Below are 15,180 nucleotides of genomic sequence, written 5' to 3'. Positions count from 1 at the left end.
AGTTCGCCGAGGTTCTCAGGCGGCGCCACTGGGGTGCTACTGGTTCGTGAAGGCGAGCTTGGCTCCCATCGCGGCGAACGCGCCGGCGAACGTGCGGCGCATCCAGGTGAGTACGGCCGGCCGGGAGATCACCCGGTCGCGGATCAGCGCGGCGAACGTGCCGTAGCCGACGAACACGACGAACGTGAGCGCCATGAACACCGCGCTCAGGCCGACCATGTGCGGCACCGCGCCGGACTGGCCAGCCGGCACGAACTGCGGCAGGAACGCGAAGAAGAACAGCGTCAGCTTCGGGTTCAGCAGGTTCACCAGCACGCCGGACATGATCACCTTGCGCACCAGCAGCGGCTGCTTGTCCTGCTCGACGGTGAGCGCGCCCTTGTCCCGCCAGGTCGCCCATGCCATGTACAGCAGATAAGCCACGCCCAGGTACTTGATCACCTGGAACGCCACCGCGCTGGTGTGCGGCAGCGCGGCGAGACTTGTCCGCCTCCCCGCGATTCCCCAGTATTGGGTGCCTTTCGCGGTCAGCGGCGGTTGCGTCGTCACCGTGGCTGAGTCGCGTCACGTTCCCCTTGGGTGCGGTTGACAAGGTGTCAGCGTTGAATCTCCTTGTGTGTCAACGGGTTCAGCGCAGGGCTCGGGCGAACGCGCGCAGTTCGGAGGTGAAGATGGCCGGCTGCTCGAACGCGGCGAAGTGCCCGCCGCGCGCCACCTTGTTGAAGTACACGAGCTTGTCCTTGAAGACGCGCTCCGCCCACACCTTCGGCATCGGCACGAGCTCCTTGGGGAAGGTGGTGTACCCGACCGGCACCGTGACCTCGGACGGCTGCGTGGGGTCGCGCATCGCCTCCCAGTAAATACGAGCCGACGACGCACCGGTACCGGTCAGCCAGTACAGCGTGATGTCGTCGAGGATCTTGTCGTAGCCGAACTCGTCCTCCGGGCGCCCGCCGCTGTCGGTCCAGTCCACGAACTTCTCGAAGATCCACGACGCCTGGCCGAGCGGCGAGTCGACCAGCGCGTAGCCGACGGTCTGCGGCCGGGTGCGCTGCTGCTCGAAGTAGCCGGATCCCTCCTCGGCGAACCACTTGAAGCGATCCAGCGCCGCCTGCTCCTCCGGCGTCGGCGGGCCCTGCAGCGGCGGCTCGGAGATGAACGCCATGTTGAGGTGGATCGCGGTGAGGCCGGGCGCGCCCATCTCGGCCATGCGCTGGGTGATGCCGGCGCCCCAGTCGCCGCCCTGCGCGAGGTACCGGCCGTATCCGAGGCGCCGCATCAACTCCGTCCACGCGCGCGCGATCCGGGTGAGGTTCCAGCCGGTTTCCGTTGGCTTGTCGGAGAATCCGAACCCGGGCAGCGACGGCGCGATGACGTGGAACGCGTCCTCGGCACGGCCGCCGTGCGCGGTCGGATCGGTCAGCGGGCCGATCACGTCGGCGAACTCCAGCACCGAACCGGGCCAGCCGTGCGTGAGCAGCAGGGGCGTGGCGTTCTCGTGCCGCGAGCGCACGTGCAGGAAGTGGATGCCGAGCCCGTCGATCTTGGTGCGGTACTGGCCGAACGCGTTCAGCCGCGCCTCGGTCCGCCGCCAGTCGTACCGGTTGAGCCAGTGCCGCGCGAGGCCGCGAACCTGCTCCAGCCGCGCGCCCTGCGAGATGTCCGGCACGGTCTCGCGCTCGGGAAACCGTGTGGCGGCGAGCCGCCGCCGCAGGTCCCGCAGCACTGCCTCCGGCACGTGCAGACGGAACGGCGTGATCGCACCGGTGGCCGGCGGGACGGCGAACTCGGCCGCGCCGTCCTGCTCCGCGCTCGCGGCCAGCGAGCCGAGCGGAACGGCGGCGATCCCGGCCGCCGCCGAGGTGAGCATGCCTCGTCGTGAGATTCCCTCTACCATGGTTGGCCCCCTCTTGGTCGACTGATGTGGACGCTACGCGGCGGGTCCGACAAAATCGACGCTTGGCTTATGGCGCAACGGTTTCCGGGGTTCGCCTGCCGCGAACAACGGCGACGGCGGCGATCGCGGCGATGATCAGCCCGCCGATCCCGGCTGCCGCGTAGCCCCAGCTCGGCGAGGAGTGGTCCATCACGAACCCGATCACCGGGGTGCCGGCCGCGCCGCCGAGGGTGAGCGCCGCGCTCTGCAGGCCCATCGCCTCACCCCGGACCGCGGCCGGCGCCAGCGTGCTGACCGACTCGGCGGTGGCGGCCAGCGTCGGCGCGCACATCAGGCTCATCGGGAGCACGGCCAGCGCGAGGATCCACCAGGCGTCTCCGGCGAGCCCGATCGGCACGCAGAGCGCACTGAGCAGGGTCAGCAGCACGACCGAGGGCAGTGATCGCCGCACCACGCCGTGCACCAGTCCGCCGACCATCGACGCCACGCAGCTCGCCGCGATCACCACGCCGGTCAACGGCAGTTCGCCGTAGGCGCGCAGGTCGGCGATGATCGCGACCTCCATCCCGGCCAGCACGAACACCGCGGCGCCGCCGACGAGCAGCACGGCGATCAGCCGACCGGTGAGCCACTCCTTGCGCGGCGGGCGGGCCTGGCCGACCGGTGCCTCGTCCTCGCTGCGCACGGCCGGGTTGACCAGATAGACGGCGGCGCCGAGCACGACGATCGTGATGCCGAGCCAGGTCAGCGCGGCTCTGGTGCCGGCCTGGGTGCACAACAGCACGGCGAGCGTGGGGCCGAACATGTAGGTGAGTTCGACGGAGATCGAGTCCAGCGAGTACGCGGTGCGCCGGGACTCCGGCGGTACGAGCGCGGCGATCGCCTGCCGGCCGATCGACATCGCCGGCAGGATCAGCATGCCGCCGACGAACCCGAGCGCCAGCAGCAGGGCGTAGGGCACGCGCGGCGCGACGATCCAGAACAGTGCCTCGCCGATCGTGGTGATCAGGACCAGCGTGCGCAGGCCGTACCGGTCCACGAGCCGGCCGGCGATCGGCCCGCCGACCGCGTGCCCGATGGTGACCACCGCGCCGGCGAGGCCGGCGGCGCCGTAGGAGTGGCCGAGCCCGACCGCGACGTGCAGCGTGACCGCCATGCCGCTGGCCGTGGACGGGATGCGCGCGAAGAACATGAGCACCAGCAGCGACTTGATTCCCGGCGTGGCAAGTAGCCGGCGGTAGTGCTGCATACCCGGCATCAGAGCACAGTGGTACGACGGTCCCAAACCTCGTTTCGGCACCGGGCCACTGGCGCGCTCGCCAAACTGACAGCTACTATCAAAATCAAGCAACTATCAGTTTGGGGTGACTGTCATGACGGATACACGAAGGTGGTGGGCGCTGGGCGCGCTCTCGCTGGCCATGCTGACCTTGGGGCTGGACATCACCGTGCTGAACGTCGCGATGCCGACGCTCGCGGTGGACCTGTCCGCGTCGACCGGCGAGCTGCAGTGGTTCAGCAACGCGTACACGCTGGTGATGGCCGCGCTGCTGCTGCCGGCCGGCATGCTCGGCGACCGGTTCGGACGCAAACGGCTGCTGCTCGGCGCGCTCGCGATGTTCGGGCTCGCGTCCGCGGTGTGCGCCTGGGCGTCCGACCCGGAGACGCTGATCATCGGGCGCACGCTGCTCGGGCTCGGCGCGGCGTTCATGATGCCGCTGTCCATGGCCGTGCTGCCGGTGATCTTCCCGGAGCCGCGCGAGCGGTCGCGGGCGATCACCATCTGGGTCACGTCCACCTCGATCGGCATGCCGCTCGGGCCGATCCTGGGCGGCTGGCTGCTCGACGAATTCTGGTGGGGCTCGGTGTTCCTGATCAACCTGCCGCTGATCGCCGCCGGCATGCTCGCGGTGGCGCTGTTCGTGCCGGAGTCGCGCGGCCAGGAGCGGCGTCGCGTCGACGTACTCGGCATGATCACCTCGGGCGTCGGCCTGCTCGGCGTGACCTACGGCCTCATCGACGCCGGCGAGCGCGGCTGGACCGATGCCCGCGCGCTGCTGACGATTGCCGGTGGCATGCTGGTGCTCGTCGGTTTCGTGTTGTGGCAGCGGCGGGCGCGGTCCCCGCTGATCGACCTGTCGCTGTTCTCCTCCGCGCGGTTCACCTGGGCGACGGTGCTCTCCACGATGGTCAACTTCGCCATGTTCGGCCTGCTGTTCGTGATGCCGCAGTACTTCCAGGCGGTCGGCGGCTCGGACGCGCTGGAGACCGGGCTGCGGCTGCTGCCGATGATCGCCGGGATCGTGGTCGGCGCGAAGGTCGCCGGCGCGCTGGTCCCCCGGTTCGGCGCGAAGATCACGATCGCGGTCGCGTTCGTCCTGCTTGCGATGGCGTTGACAGGTGGTGCGACCACTGGGATGACGACACCATATGGCTACGTCGGTGCGTGGATGGGTGTGCTCGGCGTCGGAGTCGGTATGGCGATGCCGACGGCGATGGACGTCGCCACCGGCGAGCTGAGTACCGAGCGTGCCGGCGCCGGTTCGGCGCTGATCCAGTCGCTTCGGCAGGTCGGCGGCACCATCGGGGTGGCGATCCTGGGCACGGTGCTCAGCTCCGGGTACCGCGCGCGGCTGGACCTGGACGGGGTGCCGGCCCAGGCGGTGGACGCCGTGCGGGACAGCGTCAACTCCGGTGCGGCGGTGGCCGACGCGCTGCGGTCGCCGGCCCTGCTCGACTCGGTGCGCGGCGCGTTCACGCACGGCATGTCGGCCATGATGTGGACGTGTGCGGGGCTTGCCGTGCTGGGCGCGGTGCTCGCGGCGGTGTTCCTGCCGAGCCGTGTTGAGCGATCCGATGTCCGGCAAGGAGAATCGAGGGATGACCTCGTCGCCATCTGACCATGTGGGGCTGCGCGAGCGGAAGAAGGCCAAGACCCGCGCGGCGCTCCGCGAGCACGCCATGCGGCTGTTCGAGGAACAGGGCTACGCGGCGACCACGGTCGAGCAGATCGCCGAGGCGGCGGAGGTCTCGCCGAGCACGTTCTTCCGGTACTTCCCCACCAAGGAGGAGGTCGTGCTGGCCGACGACGTCGACCCGATCGCGTTCGCGGCGTTCCAGGCGCAGCCGGCCGAGCTGTCCCCGCTCCAGGCTCTGCGGGCGACGATCACCGACGTGTTCGGCGCGATGTCCGAGGATGTCTGGGAGTGGGAGCGGCGCAGGCAGGTGTTGATCGCGAGCGTGCCGGAGTTGCGGGCGGCGATGGCGCTGCGACTGTTCGACCTGGCCGAGGAGTTGGCCGAGCAGGTGGCCGAGCGGGTCGGTCGGGACGCCGGCGACTTCGAGGTGCGCAACTTCGCCGGCGTGATCATGGGCATGTCGCTGGGGCTGATGTCGTCGAAGGGATTGCCCGCGGGACAGCCTGACTACCGCGTGTTCGTCGACCGTGCCCTCGCACATCTCGAGGAGGGCCTGCCGCTCTGAGCCACGGTGCGGCGGGACCCCTCCCGGGGCCTCGCGGGCATGCTTCGTCCATGTCCGACTCCACCGCGAGCCCAGTCGCCCCGGTCGGCGCGTTCGTCGCCGGTCTGCTGTTCGCCGCCGGTCTGCTGTTCGCCGTCGGGGCCCTGCCGTGGGCGATGCAGTACGGCTACGAACTGCGGCCCTACGACACGGCGAACAGCCTGGCCTTCGCCTTTCTGTTCGTCATGCTCGGCGTGATGACGGTCATCGGCGGCCGGGGGCGTGCTGATCATGGCGCCGATCTTCGTGGTGGGCTTCGGCGTGCTGCTGGCGATTCCGCTGTTCGAGACGCTGCCGAAGCTGGACGGCGCCTCGCCCGACGTGACGCTGGTGTTCACCGTGTCGGCGGTGGTGCTGCCGGCGAACCTCGTCGGGCTGGCGCTGTTGTTCAGCTCGACCGTGCGCGCGTACTGCACGGCGGTGGACGCACACCGCAAGTCTCTGATCGAGCAGCGCCGCCGCAGTCGGTAAGCTACCGCGAACGGTTGACTTACACTTACCGTTAGTCCAGACTTACCGACATGTCGACCTCCGCCGCCACCGTTCTCGACGCGCTCGGGGACGGCCACCGCCGCTCGATCATGGAGCACCTCGCCGAGGGGCCGCTCGCCGTCGGTGTGCTGGCCGATCGGCTGCCGATCTCCCGGCCGGCCGTCTCGCAGCACCTGCGGGTACTCAAGGAAGCCGAGCTGGTCGTGGAGTCCGCGGCCGGCACGCGCCGCTTCTATCGCGTGAACCCGGCGGGGCTCGCCGCCGTGCGCGAGTACTTCGACCGGTTCTGGTCGACCACCTTGGACAACTTCGCCGCGCTGGCCGAAACCGAGAGCACGAGGAGCACGTCGTGAGCACCAACTCGACCACCGAGATCCAGGTCCACCGCACGGTGAGCGTGCCACTCCCGCCGGAGCGGGCGTTCGACCTGTTCACCGCGAGAATGAGCGAGTTCTGGCCGTCGGAGCACTCGATCGGCGAGTCGGCGCTCGCCGAGGTCGTCGTGGAGCCGAGCGACGGCGGCCGGTGGTTCGAACGGGGTGTGGACGGTGCCGAGTGTGACTGGGGCAGGGTCGCCGAGTGGGCGCCGCCCGGTCGGCTCGTGCTGTTGTGGCAGATCGGCGCGGACTGGCGGTTCGACCCCGAGTTGGAGACCGAGGTCGAGGTGACGTTCACCGAGGAGTCGCCCGGGCGCACGCGCCTGGACCTGCGGCACCGGCACCTGGAGCGGATGGGTGACAAGGCCGAGGTCATGCGTGGCGTGTTCGACTCGCCCGGCGGCTGGGCCGGAACGCTCGCCAACCTCGTCGACCTGGTTGGCTGACACGTATGGCAGATATCAAGAGCCTCGCCCGCGACGAACGGCAGGCGCTCGCCGACTTCCTCGCCACGCTGTCGCCGAGCCAGTGGGACGTGCGGACGCTGTGCACCGAGTGGACCGTCCGCCAACTGGTGGCGCATGTGGTCAGCTACGAGGACCTGGACCGGCGCGCCCTGGTGCGTCGGTTCGCCGAGGGGCGGTTTCTGCCCGGCAAGATCAACGCGGTCGGCGTGGCCGAGGCGGGCGGGCTGGAGCCGGACGAACTGCTGGCCAAGCTCCGCATGTGCGTGGATCCACGCGGGTTCACCACGGGGCTCGGCGGTCGGATCGCGCTGGTCGACGGCATGATCCACCACCAGGACATCCGCCGGCCGCTCGGCCTGCCGCGCGAGATCCCGGCCGAGCGGCTGCTGCCCGCGCTGAGCTTCGCCATGAAGGCACCGCCGATCCGCGCGTTCTGGCGGGCGCGCGGCCTGCGGCTGGTGGCGACCGATCTGGACTGGAGCAGCGGTCGGGGGCCGGAGGTGCGCGGCGCGGGCGAGGCGATCATGATGGCGGCCGCCGGCCGGCGTGGAGTGGTCGGTGAGCTGACCGGGCCCGGTCAGCCGACACTCGCGCGCCGGCTCGGCGGCTGACCTCAGTTCGATGCGGGCAGGCCGAACCCGTTGCCGCGCAACAGTTCCAGCACGGCGTCGAGTTTGCCGTCCACGGTTTCGAAGCGTCGGTCGACAACCTCGAACCTGCTGTCCATGTCGGCTCGAAGGCCGTCGAACTTGGTTTCGAGACGTTCGAACTTGGCCTCAAACTTTGTGTCCATGCCGTCGACCTTGGTGTCGAGGCCGTCGACCTTGGTGTCGAGGCCGTCGAACTTGGTTTCGAGACGTTCGAACTTGGCTTCGAGACGTTCGAACTTGGCTTCGAACTTCGCGTCGATTCCGTCGACCTTGGTGTCGAGGCCATCGAACTTCCGATCAAGCAGCATGATCTTGCGGTCCAGCGCGGTGTATCGGGCGTCGACCAGGTGGTACAGGTCGTGTACGTCGTTGCGCAGCTGATTCACCGCGTGGTTGAGCTCTGTCTGACTCCGCACGGGCTTCCCTTCGTGTCGAGCGCCGGGCGTCCACTGTGCCGGCGCGAGGTGTCGTGACCCAAGGATCGCCCGGCGACAGGCCGTGGTTCGGCGACGAGTGGCGATCTGTGGATAACACGGACCTTGTGGATAACTTGACCTGGAGCGCGCTCCAGCTTCTAACGTTCCGCGCATGCGCTACCGAAAACTGGGCCGTACAGGCATCGAGGTCAGCACGCACTGCCTCGGCACGATGATGTTCGGCTCGGTGGGAAACTCTGATCACGACGATTGTGTGCGGATCGTGCACGCCGCACTCGACCAGGGAATCAACTTCGTCGACACGGCGGACATGTATTCCACCGGCGAGTCCGAAGTCATAGTCGGAAAGGCGCTGCGCGACCGCCGCGACGACGTGGTGCTGGCGACGAAAGGGCATTTTCCGCTGAGCGAGGGCCCGAATCGAAGCGGCAATTCCAGGCGCTACCTGACCACCGCCGTCGAGGGCAGCCTGCGGCGGCTGGACACCGACTGCATCGACCTCTACCAGGTGCATCGGCCCGACGCGGACACCGATATCGAGGAGACGCTGGGCACCCTGACCGACCTCGTGCGGCAGGGCAAGATCCGCGCGTTCGGCTGCTCGACGTTTCCCGCCGAGGAGATCGTCGAATCGCACAATGTCGCAGAGCGGCGCGGCCTGTACCGTTTTCGGACCGAACAGCCGCCCTATTCCCTGCTGGCCCGCGGAATCGAACGCGACATTCTCCCGGTCTGTCAGCGGTACGGAATTGGTGTACTCACCTGGAGTCCGCTCGCCTACGGGTTCCTGACCGGAAAGCACCGAACGGCCGGCGGCACCGATTTGTCCACCGGCCGCGCGGCGTTGAAGCCGGCGCATTTCGACCCGGAGAACCCGGAGACCGCGGTCAAGCTGGCCGCGGTGGAGCGGTTCGCCGAGGTGGCCGACGGGCTCGGCCACACGCTCCCGCAACTCGCGATCGCGTTCACCGTGGCGCACCCCGGCGTGACGTCGGTGATCACCGGTCCTCGGACGATGGAGCAGTTCGAGGACCTGCTCAAGGGCGCCGCGCTCACCCTCGACGACGAGACGCTCGACCGGATCGACGAGATCGTGCCGCCCGGCACCAACCTCTACGAGCCGAACCGCGGGTTCCCGTCGCGGGTGATCACCGACCCGACGCTGCGCCGCCGCCCGCTCGGAGAACGGGCGGCGGCCAGCTGAGTCACCGGAAAGTCACCGGAAATCGTCGGCGTGGTCGGCCGCCCATTGGGCGAACGTTCGGCCACGCCGGCCGGTGACCTGCTCGAAGTCCGGCGCGACATGGGCGTTCGACTCGGGGTCGGCGCCCATGTCGAGGAACCATTCGATGACCTCGTCCGGATAGACCGACTGCCATTCCTCGCGCGCCTGTTCCGGAGTGAGCTCGTCGAAGGTGACCTCGGCGCCGATCGCCTCGCCGATCAGGCGCACGGCGTCGCGGCGGCGGACCGGCTCGGGACCGGTCGGCCAGTACGTCGCGCCGGCGTGGCCGTCCTCGAGCAGCGCGGTCATGATCACCGCCGCGATGTCCGCCTCGTGGATCATCGCGCTGTTCCACCCGCCGAACGGCGCGCGCACCCGGCGGCCGGACTTGACGGACTCCGCCCAGTCCAGTGTGTTGGCCATGAACTCGCCGGGGTACACGTGTGTCCACTCGAGACCGGAACGCTCGATCGCTTGCTGCACAAGGCGATTCGGCTTCTCCAGCGGGTGTTCGTCGTCCTTGCTCGGGTCGTTGTGGCCGAGGTGGGTGAGCCGCCGCACCCCCGCCCGCTCGGCCAGCGCGACGATCTGCTCCGCCGTGCTCAGCACGCCGTAGCCGTTCATCGCGATCAGGTGCATCCGCTCGACGCCGGTCAGCGGATCGACCAGCGTCTCCGGCTTTCCGAGGTCGCCGTAGACGACCTCGACGCCGGCCGGCGGTTTCCGCCCGATCGCTCCGGGGTAGCGGGTCAACGCGCGCACCTTCTCACCCGCGTCGACGAGCTGGCGGACGAGGCTGGAGCCGACGGTTCCGGTCGCGCCGGTAACCAGGATGGGCATTCTGTCCTCCATTAAGGCATGCCGAGAAACCCCACGTGGGGGCGAATTGGCGATAACCCATCCTTAATCATGCGGCACTCGAAAGTCAAATGTGAAATGTCGGTTCACGTTTCAATTCGCGAATGTATGTTCGCGTTTATGTAGACGAATTCAGACCGCGAAGTCGATCACCTTGTGCGGCCGCACGCGCACGATGTACCGCACGACCTCCGGCGGCTCCGGCGGCGCGTCCTCGCCCACGTACTCGTGGGACAGCCGGTTGCCCAGCGTGTTGCCCGGATCCTCGACCAGCTCGGCGATGCCGCGGATATCGCTGGTGCGGTACGGGTTCGCGGTGTCGAACAGCGAGATGCTGACCCGGGGATCGCGCGCCACATTGCGTGCCTTGCGGCGATCCGCGCGGGTGGTGAACAGCACGTCGTCGCCGTCGCTGGTCACCCAGATCACCGACGTGTGCGGCGATCCGTCCTCGTTCAGCGTCGCGATCGTCGCGAAGTTCTTGCCGTCCAGAAGGTCCCGAGCCTGCTCGGTCAGTGTCGTCATGCCCTGGTCAACACCGGTCGAGCGACGAGACTTCCCTTGTGCGGCAGGGAGTTCAGGTCGTCGGGCGGAACAGGTCGTAGTGCGTGGTGGTGCGCGGGCGCAACTGCAATCCAGTACGCAGCGCGGACGCGGCGTCCAGCACGGCGGCGCGCCCGGCGGGGATGACCGGGAACAGGTTGGCGTAACCGTGGATCAGCGAGTCGAACCTGCGCGCCACCACCGGCACCCCGGCCTCGGCCAGCTTCTTCGCGAACGCCTCGCCCTCGTCGCGCAGCGGATCGAATCCGGCGGTCGCCAGGTAGGCCGGCGGCATCCCGGACAGGTCGCCGAGCAGCGGGGACAGCCGAGGATCGGACACGTCGCCGGGGGCCGCCGCGTACTGGTCGAGGAACCAGGTCATGTCCGCGTCGGTGAGGAAGAACCCGTCGCCGAACAGCTCGCGGGAGCGCCTCCGCACGGTGCCGTCCACGGCCGGGTAGATCAACAACTGGAACGCCGGCAGCGGCCCGCCGCCGCGCGCGGCCTGGTAGCTGGTGACCGCCGCCAGGTTGCCGCCCGCGCTGTCGCCGCCCACCGCGATGCGTGACGCGTCCACGCCCAGCTCGTCGGAGTTCGTTGTGGCGTAACGGAAAGCGGCCAGCGCGTCGGCCGGTGCGGCGGGGAACGGGTGCTCGGGGGCGAGCCGGTAGTCCACCGACAGCACCCGAACACCGGCCTCGACGGCCAGCAGCCGGCACAGGTTGTCGTGCGTGTCCAGGCTGCCGATCACCCAGCCGCCGCCGTGGAAGTAGACGAGCAGTCCGGACCCCTCGGCGAGCCCGTCCGGCGTGTACAGCCGCGCGTCGCGCGGGCCGGCGCCACCGGGCACCTGGAGGTCGCGCACCGCCACCGGCTCGATCGGGTCGCCGGGCAGCAGTGACCGGGACTCCTCCAGTGCCGCCCTGGCCTCCTCGGGCGTGCCGGACGCCAGGTCCCGGTCGGTCAGCTTCTGCATCTTCAGCAGCAGTTGCGCGTCCAGGTCGAGTTCGAGGCCGTCGATCCGGACCGGACGTCCGGCGATGCGCCGCCGGGCGATCTTCGGCAGGGCGAACAAGGTGCGCAGGGTCGCCCGCTGCGCACTCGGCGGAACCTTGCTGATCAGCGTCGACATCGGGCCTCCATGGCAGGACGGTCTCCTGATATTACTTTTCGGTTGACCTGGAGCGCGCTCCAGCTCATAGCGTCGAATCATGCTGAACGACCAACACAAGATCGGCTCCGGATTCGGACACGAGAGCACCGCACGCGATGTGCTGAGCGGGATCGACCTCACTGGCAAGCTCGCCGTGGTCACCGGCGGATACTCCGGCCTCGGTCTGGAGACCACCAGGGCGCTGGCCGGCGCGGGTGCGCACGTCGTGGTGCCGGCGCGGCGGAAGGCGACCGCCGAGGAGGCGCTGGACGGAATCGACGGCGTGGAGATCGATGAGCTGGACCTCGCCGATCTCGACAGCGTGCGGACCTTCGCCGAGCGGTTCCTCGCCTCCGGCCGCGACATCCACATCGCGATCGACAACGCCGGGATCATGGCGTGCCCGGAGACGCGGGTCGGTCCCGGGTGGGAGGCGCAGTTCGCCACCAACCACCTCGGCCACTTCGCGCTGATCAACCGGCTGTGGCCGGCGATCGTCCGCGGCGGCGCACGCGTGGTGTCGGTGTCCTCGCGCGGCCACTCGCTGTCCGAGATCCGGTGGGACGACGTGCACTTCGAGCACGGGTACGACCGGTGGCAGGCCTACGGTCAGGCGAAGACCGCGAACGTGCTGTTCGCCGTACACCTCGACGCGGTCGGCCGCGACGCCGGCGTGCGCGCGTTCTCGCTGCACCCGGGCGCCATCCTCACGCGGTTGGTCCGGCACCTGAACAAGCAGGACATGCTCGATCGCGGGTGGATCGACGAGGACGGCAACGTGATCGACCCGACGTTCAAGACGCCCGAGCAGGGCGCGGCGACCCAGGTGTGGGCGGCGACCTCGCCCCAGCTCGCCGGGCGGGGCGGCCTGTACCTGGAGGACTGCGAGGTCGCCGAGCCGGCGACCGCGCCGGAGGGCACCATCGCCGCCGGTGTTCGCGGCTACGCCGTGGATCCCGAGCGGGCCGCGCGGCTGTGGACACTGTCGGCCGAGCTGACCGGCGTGGACGTGTTCGCCACCACGGCGTAGGTCACGCGCCGCCGGGCGACTGGCAGGATCGGGCGGCATGACGGTTCGCATCGTTGGCATCGGCGGGTCGCTGCGCGAGGACTCGCAGTCGGAGCGGGCGTTGCGGATCGCCCTGTCCGCCGCCGAACGCGAGGGTGCGGACACCACGGTGGTGTCCGGGAAGGACCTGGTGCTCCCGTTCTACGACCCGGCGGTGCCCGAGCGGTCCGATGCGGCGTGCCGGCTGGTCGAGGCGCTGCGCACGGCCGACGGCGTTGTGCTGGTCTCGCCCGGCTACCACGGCACGGTGTCCGGCCTGGTCAAGAACGCCCTGGACTACGTGGAGGACCTGCGCGCCGACGAGCGGGTCTACCTGGACGGACGCGCGGTGGGCTGTGTGGCCACGGCCAGCGGGTGGCAGGCCTCGGTCACCACGCTCACGGCGCTGCGCCAGATCGTGCACGCGCTGCGCGGGTGGCCGACGCCGCTGGGTGCCGCGGTCAATTCCGCCGAGGTGGTGTTCGACGCCGACGGCGGGTGCAGCGACGCGCAGGTGGTCGAGTCGCTGCGCACGATCGGCCTGCAGGTGCTGGACTTCGCCCGGACTCGCCACTGACTGCGCCGGCCGCCGATGTGCGAGACGCTGGTGGCGTACCGACGAACTCGCGGAGGTTTACGCATGTCTGAGCCGCTCTACGTCGCTGAGGCGACCGCCATCGGAGACGGGCGCAACGGCGAGGTGCACTCGTCGGACGGAGTGATCGACGAGAAGCTGGCCGTGCCCGAGGCCATGGGCGGGCCGGGCGGGCTCAAGACCAACCCCGAGCAGCTGTTCGCCGCCGGGTACGCGGCCTGCTTCCACGGCGCGCTGCGCCTGGTCGCCGGGCAGAACGGGGTGCGGCTCGGCGAGCAGTCGTCGATCACCGCCAAGGTCGGCATCGGCAAGGGCGGTGGCTCGTTCGAGCTGTCGGTCGAACTGACCGCGCACCTGCCCGGCGTCGAGCAGGGCAAGGCCGACGAGCTGGTCGCGCAGGCACACCAGGTGTGCCCGTACTCGCGGGCCACTCGTGGCAACATCGAGGTGAAGCTCACCGCCACCGTCTAGGTTTCCCCGGCCCCACCGATGGGAAAACCCGGATACAGGAGGTAGGACATGGGCAAGTCACCGATCACCGGCCCGTTGGGCGACGCCGAGCGGGACGCGACGGGCGCCATTCTGCAGAGCACGCTCGTCGACCTGATCGACCTGTCACTGCTCGGCAAGCAGGCGCACTGGAACGTCGTCGGGTCGAACTTCCGCAGCGTGCACCTGCAACTGGACGAGCTGGTGTCGACCGCGCGGACGTTCGCGGACCAGGTCGCGGAGCGGGCCAACGCGCTGGGCGTCTCGCCGAACGGCAAGGCGCGCACGGTGGCGGAGAGCTCGGGCGCGCCGGACTTTCCGGACGACTGGCAGTCCGACAAGGACACCATCGCGGCCATCGTGTCCATTGTGGACGGTCTGATCAAGCGGCTGCGCAAGCGGATCGAGGAGACGGACAAGACCGATCTGGTGACGCAGGACCTGCTGATCGAGATCGCGGCCGAGCTGGAGAAGGCGCACTGGATGTGGCAGGCGCAGATGGCCTGAGTGTTCGGGTCGTCCGCGGGCGTTCTCAGGCCGTGAGTACCCACCGCCGTACCGAGGTGGGGTCGGCGAACGCGCTCGCCGCGGGGTCACCGCAAAGCTTGCCGGCGGTCTCCCCACCGAACGAGAACACACCGACCAGCTCGTCGCGGCCATTCGTGGTGGCGATCGCCGGGCCGCCGCTGTCCCCGTAGCAGGGGCCGACGACTGGCGCGCCGGCCGGATCCTGGGCGCAGACCGTGGATTTCTCGTCGACGACAGCCGGTGTGCTGGCCACACAGGAATTGTGGTCGATCGTGGTCAGATCGCCGCGCCGCAACACGTCTCCGCGGATGTCGCCGTTCGACGGTTTGCTCGGGTCGGCGGTCAGGCCGTGGCCATAGACCGCGATCGGTGTATCCGGTCCCGGTCGCGTGCTGCCGATCGGAACCGGCCGTACGTCGGTGACCGGCGTTTCCAGCACCACCACGGCGAGATCGTTCTTGGCGCTGGCACGGTTCGGGTCGTTCGGGGCGAGCGGTGACGGGATGATCTCGTACCCGGGCGCGATCACGGCGCGGGAGATTTCCACGACCTTCCCGGGATTCGTCGACAGAACCGAGGCGCCCAGGTGCACTTCCAGTTTCGCCGGGTCGAGGCCGGCCAGGCAGTGGCCGGCGGTGAGCACGCGGTCGGGCGCCACCAGCGTGCCGCCACAGGAGGCCCGGTCCAGCAGCGGCTGGGTGCCCTTGACGGCGAACGTCGCCATCCACGGCGCGGCACCCGGCTCAGGGAGTTCCCGTCCACCGGTCATCGCGGCCGCCGGAGACGGTGAGAACGCCAGCCCGATGCCGGCTGCCGCCGCCAGCACCACCGCCGCAAGGGGATTCCTTCGATTCATGGGTGTGGACCGTAGTGATCCGTGGCGAGACTCGTCATCCAGG

Annotated in this window: 19 protein-coding genes; 11 read left to right on the top strand and 8 right to left on the bottom strand. The window is 69.5% G+C overall.

The window, feature by feature from the left end:
- Nucleotides 1-36: 36 nt before the first annotated feature.
- The 3 genes from EV193_RS12900 to EV193_RS12890 form a co-directional block, all read right to left on the bottom strand.
- Complete coding sequence (locus EV193_RS12900; RefSeq protein WP_242613355.1) at nucleotides 37-531, bottom strand: LysE family translocator; 495 nt, start codon at nucleotides 529-531, stop codon at nucleotides 37-39.
- Nucleotides 532-628: 97 nt separating this feature from the next.
- Nucleotides 629-1,897, bottom strand: a complete 1,269-nt coding sequence (locus tag EV193_RS12895; RefSeq protein ID WP_130344264.1) for an epoxide hydrolase family protein — start codon at nucleotides 1,895-1,897, stop codon at nucleotides 629-631.
- Between the two features lie 67 nt (nucleotides 1,898-1,964).
- Complete coding sequence (locus EV193_RS12890; RefSeq protein WP_242613331.1) at nucleotides 1,965-3,155, bottom strand: MFS transporter; 1,191 nt, start codon at nucleotides 3,153-3,155, stop codon at nucleotides 1,965-1,967.
- Between the two features lie 115 nt (nucleotides 3,156-3,270).
- Here EV193_RS12890 and EV193_RS12885 point away from each other — a divergent pair, with 115 nt between their 5' ends.
- The 6 genes from EV193_RS12885 to EV193_RS12860 all read left to right on the top strand — a co-directional run bounded on the left by EV193_RS12885 (nucleotide 3,271) and on the right by EV193_RS12860 (nucleotide 7,366).
- Entirely contained in the window at nucleotides 3,271-4,797 is a 1,527-nt protein-coding gene (locus tag EV193_RS12885) for a DHA2 family efflux MFS transporter permease subunit (RefSeq protein ID WP_130344263.1), read from the top strand.
- Complete coding sequence (locus tag EV193_RS12880) at nucleotides 4,778-5,380, top strand: acyl-CoA-like ligand-binding transcription factor (protein ID WP_130344262.1); 603 nt, start codon at nucleotides 4,778-4,780, stop codon at nucleotides 5,378-5,380. The genes EV193_RS12885 and EV193_RS12880 overlap by 20 nt, the downstream gene beginning before the upstream one ends.
- Before the next feature lie 270 nt (nucleotides 5,381-5,650).
- Nucleotides 5,651-5,890, top strand: a complete 240-nt coding sequence (locus tag EV193_RS12875; RefSeq protein ID WP_130344261.1) for a hypothetical protein — start codon at nucleotides 5,651-5,653, stop codon at nucleotides 5,888-5,890.
- Between the two features lie 50 nt (nucleotides 5,891-5,940).
- Nucleotides 5,941-6,264: an ArsR/SmtB family transcription factor gene (locus EV193_RS12870; RefSeq protein WP_130344260.1), complete on the top strand. Its 324-nt coding sequence runs from the start codon at nucleotides 5,941-5,943 to the stop codon at nucleotides 6,262-6,264.
- Entirely contained in the window at nucleotides 6,261-6,734 is a 474-nt protein-coding gene (locus EV193_RS12865; protein ID WP_130344259.1) for an SRPBCC family protein, read from the top strand. The genes EV193_RS12870 and EV193_RS12865 overlap by 4 nt, the downstream gene beginning before the upstream one ends.
- Before the next feature lie 5 nt (nucleotides 6,735-6,739).
- Nucleotides 6,740-7,366 carry a maleylpyruvate isomerase family mycothiol-dependent enzyme gene (locus EV193_RS12860; protein WP_130344258.1) on the top strand — a complete coding sequence of 209 codons (627 nt, stop codon included), beginning with the start codon at nucleotides 6,740-6,742 and terminating at the stop codon, nucleotides 7,364-7,366.
- A 2-nt stretch (nucleotides 7,367-7,368) separates the two neighbouring features.
- Here the strand turns inward: EV193_RS12860 and EV193_RS12855 are convergent, their stop codons facing one another.
- Nucleotides 7,369-7,791, bottom strand: a complete 423-nt coding sequence (locus tag EV193_RS12855; RefSeq protein ID WP_130344257.1) for a hypothetical protein — start codon at nucleotides 7,789-7,791, stop codon at nucleotides 7,369-7,371.
- A 202-nt stretch (nucleotides 7,792-7,993) separates the two neighbouring features.
- Here EV193_RS12855 and EV193_RS12850 point away from each other — a divergent pair, with 202 nt between their 5' ends.
- Entirely contained in the window at nucleotides 7,994-9,046 is a 1,053-nt protein-coding gene (locus EV193_RS12850; protein WP_130344256.1) for an aldo/keto reductase, read from the top strand.
- Between the two features lie 12 nt (nucleotides 9,047-9,058).
- Here the strand turns inward: EV193_RS12850 and EV193_RS12845 are convergent, their stop codons facing one another.
- The 3 genes from EV193_RS12845 to EV193_RS12835 all read right to left on the bottom strand — a co-directional run bounded on the left by EV193_RS12845 (nucleotide 9,059) and on the right by EV193_RS12835 (nucleotide 11,600).
- Entirely contained in the window at nucleotides 9,059-9,907 is an 849-nt protein-coding gene (locus tag EV193_RS12845) for an NmrA family NAD(P)-binding protein (protein WP_130344255.1), read from the bottom strand.
- Between the two features lie 150 nt (nucleotides 9,908-10,057).
- Entirely contained in the window at nucleotides 10,058-10,450 is a 393-nt protein-coding gene (locus EV193_RS12840; RefSeq protein WP_130344254.1) for a PPOX class F420-dependent oxidoreductase, read from the bottom strand.
- 52 nt (nucleotides 10,451-10,502) lie between these two features.
- Entirely contained in the window at nucleotides 10,503-11,600 is a 1,098-nt protein-coding gene (locus EV193_RS12835) for an alpha/beta hydrolase (RefSeq protein WP_130344253.1), read from the bottom strand.
- A 79-nt stretch (nucleotides 11,601-11,679) separates the two neighbouring features.
- On the opposite strand from EV193_RS12835, the gene EV193_RS12830 reads away from it, so the two are divergent.
- From EV193_RS12830 to EV193_RS12815, 4 genes are all read left to right on the top strand, one after another.
- Nucleotides 11,680-12,651, top strand: a complete 972-nt coding sequence (locus EV193_RS12830) for an SDR family NAD(P)-dependent oxidoreductase (protein WP_130344252.1) — start codon at nucleotides 11,680-11,682, stop codon at nucleotides 12,649-12,651.
- 37 nt (nucleotides 12,652-12,688) lie between these two features.
- Entirely contained in the window at nucleotides 12,689-13,246 is a 558-nt protein-coding gene (locus EV193_RS12825) for an NADPH-dependent FMN reductase (protein WP_130344251.1), read from the top strand.
- Nucleotides 13,247-13,309: 63 nt separating this feature from the next.
- Nucleotides 13,310-13,735: an organic hydroperoxide resistance protein gene (locus EV193_RS12820; RefSeq protein WP_130344250.1), complete on the top strand. Its 426-nt coding sequence runs from the start codon at nucleotides 13,310-13,312 to the stop codon at nucleotides 13,733-13,735.
- Between the two features lie 48 nt (nucleotides 13,736-13,783).
- Nucleotides 13,784-14,260 carry a Dps family protein gene (locus EV193_RS12815; protein WP_130344249.1) on the top strand — a complete coding sequence of 159 codons (477 nt, stop codon included), beginning with the start codon at nucleotides 13,784-13,786 and terminating at the stop codon, nucleotides 14,258-14,260.
- 25 nt (nucleotides 14,261-14,285) lie between these two features.
- Here EV193_RS12815 and EV193_RS12810 read toward each other — a convergent pair whose 3' ends face one another.
- Nucleotides 14,286-15,137, bottom strand: a complete 852-nt coding sequence (locus EV193_RS12810) for a S1 family peptidase (RefSeq protein ID WP_130344248.1) — start codon at nucleotides 15,135-15,137, stop codon at nucleotides 14,286-14,288.
- Between the last annotated feature and the right edge of the window lie 43 nt (nucleotides 15,138-15,180).

Source organism: Herbihabitans rhizosphaerae (assembly GCF_004216555.1).
Lineage (GTDB): Bacteria > Actinomycetota > Actinomycetes > Mycobacteriales > Pseudonocardiaceae > Herbihabitans > Herbihabitans rhizosphaerae.
The sequence above is the reverse complement of the archived record's forward strand: the minus strand, read 5'-3'. Positions and strand labels throughout refer to the sequence as shown.

What these genes read in the sequence shown, in the direction of transcription:
- EV193_RS12895 (WP_130344264.1), bottom strand. Translation starts at nt 1,897, where the DNA reads ATGGTAGAGGGAATCTCACGACGAGGCATGCTCACCTCGGCGGCGGCC.
- EV193_RS12890 (WP_242613331.1), bottom strand. Translation starts at nt 3,155, where the DNA reads ATGCCGGGTATGCAGCACTACCGCCGGCTACTTGCCACGCCGGGAATC.
- EV193_RS12885 (WP_130344263.1), top strand. Translation starts at nt 3,271, where the DNA reads ATGACGGATACACGAAGGTGGTGGGCGCTGGGCGCGCTCTCGCTGGCC.
- EV193_RS12880 (WP_130344262.1), top strand. Translation starts at nt 4,778, where the DNA reads ATGACCTCGTCGCCATCTGACCATGTGGGGCTGCGCGAGCGGAAGAAG.
- EV193_RS12875 (WP_130344261.1), top strand. Translation starts at nt 5,651, where the DNA reads ATGGCGCCGATCTTCGTGGTGGGCTTCGGCGTGCTGCTGGCGATTCCG.
- EV193_RS12870 (WP_130344260.1), top strand. Translation starts at nt 5,941, where the DNA reads ATGTCGACCTCCGCCGCCACCGTTCTCGACGCGCTCGGGGACGGCCAC.
- EV193_RS12860 (WP_130344258.1), top strand. Translation starts at nt 6,740, where the DNA reads ATGGCAGATATCAAGAGCCTCGCCCGCGACGAACGGCAGGCGCTCGCC.
- EV193_RS12850 (WP_130344256.1), top strand. Translation starts at nt 7,994, where the DNA reads ATGCGCTACCGAAAACTGGGCCGTACAGGCATCGAGGTCAGCACGCAC.
- EV193_RS12845 (WP_130344255.1), bottom strand. Translation starts at nt 9,907, where the DNA reads ATGCCCATCCTGGTTACCGGCGCGACCGGAACCGTCGGCTCCAGCCTC.
- EV193_RS12840 (WP_130344254.1), bottom strand. Translation starts at nt 10,450, where the DNA reads ATGACGACACTGACCGAGCAGGCTCGGGACCTTCTGGACGGCAAGAAC.
- EV193_RS12835 (WP_130344253.1), bottom strand. Translation starts at nt 11,600, where the DNA reads ATGTCGACGCTGATCAGCAAGGTTCCGCCGAGTGCGCAGCGGGCGACC.
- EV193_RS12830 (WP_130344252.1), top strand. Translation starts at nt 11,680, where the DNA reads ATGCTGAACGACCAACACAAGATCGGCTCCGGATTCGGACACGAGAGC.
- EV193_RS12825 (WP_130344251.1), top strand. Translation starts at nt 12,689, where the DNA reads ATGACGGTTCGCATCGTTGGCATCGGCGGGTCGCTGCGCGAGGACTCG.
- EV193_RS12820 (WP_130344250.1), top strand. Translation starts at nt 13,310, where the DNA reads ATGTCTGAGCCGCTCTACGTCGCTGAGGCGACCGCCATCGGAGACGGG.
- EV193_RS12815 (WP_130344249.1), top strand. Translation starts at nt 13,784, where the DNA reads ATGGGCAAGTCACCGATCACCGGCCCGTTGGGCGACGCCGAGCGGGAC.
- EV193_RS12810 (WP_130344248.1), bottom strand. Translation starts at nt 15,137, where the DNA reads ATGAATCGAAGGAATCCCCTTGCGGCGGTGGTGCTGGCGGCGGCAGCC.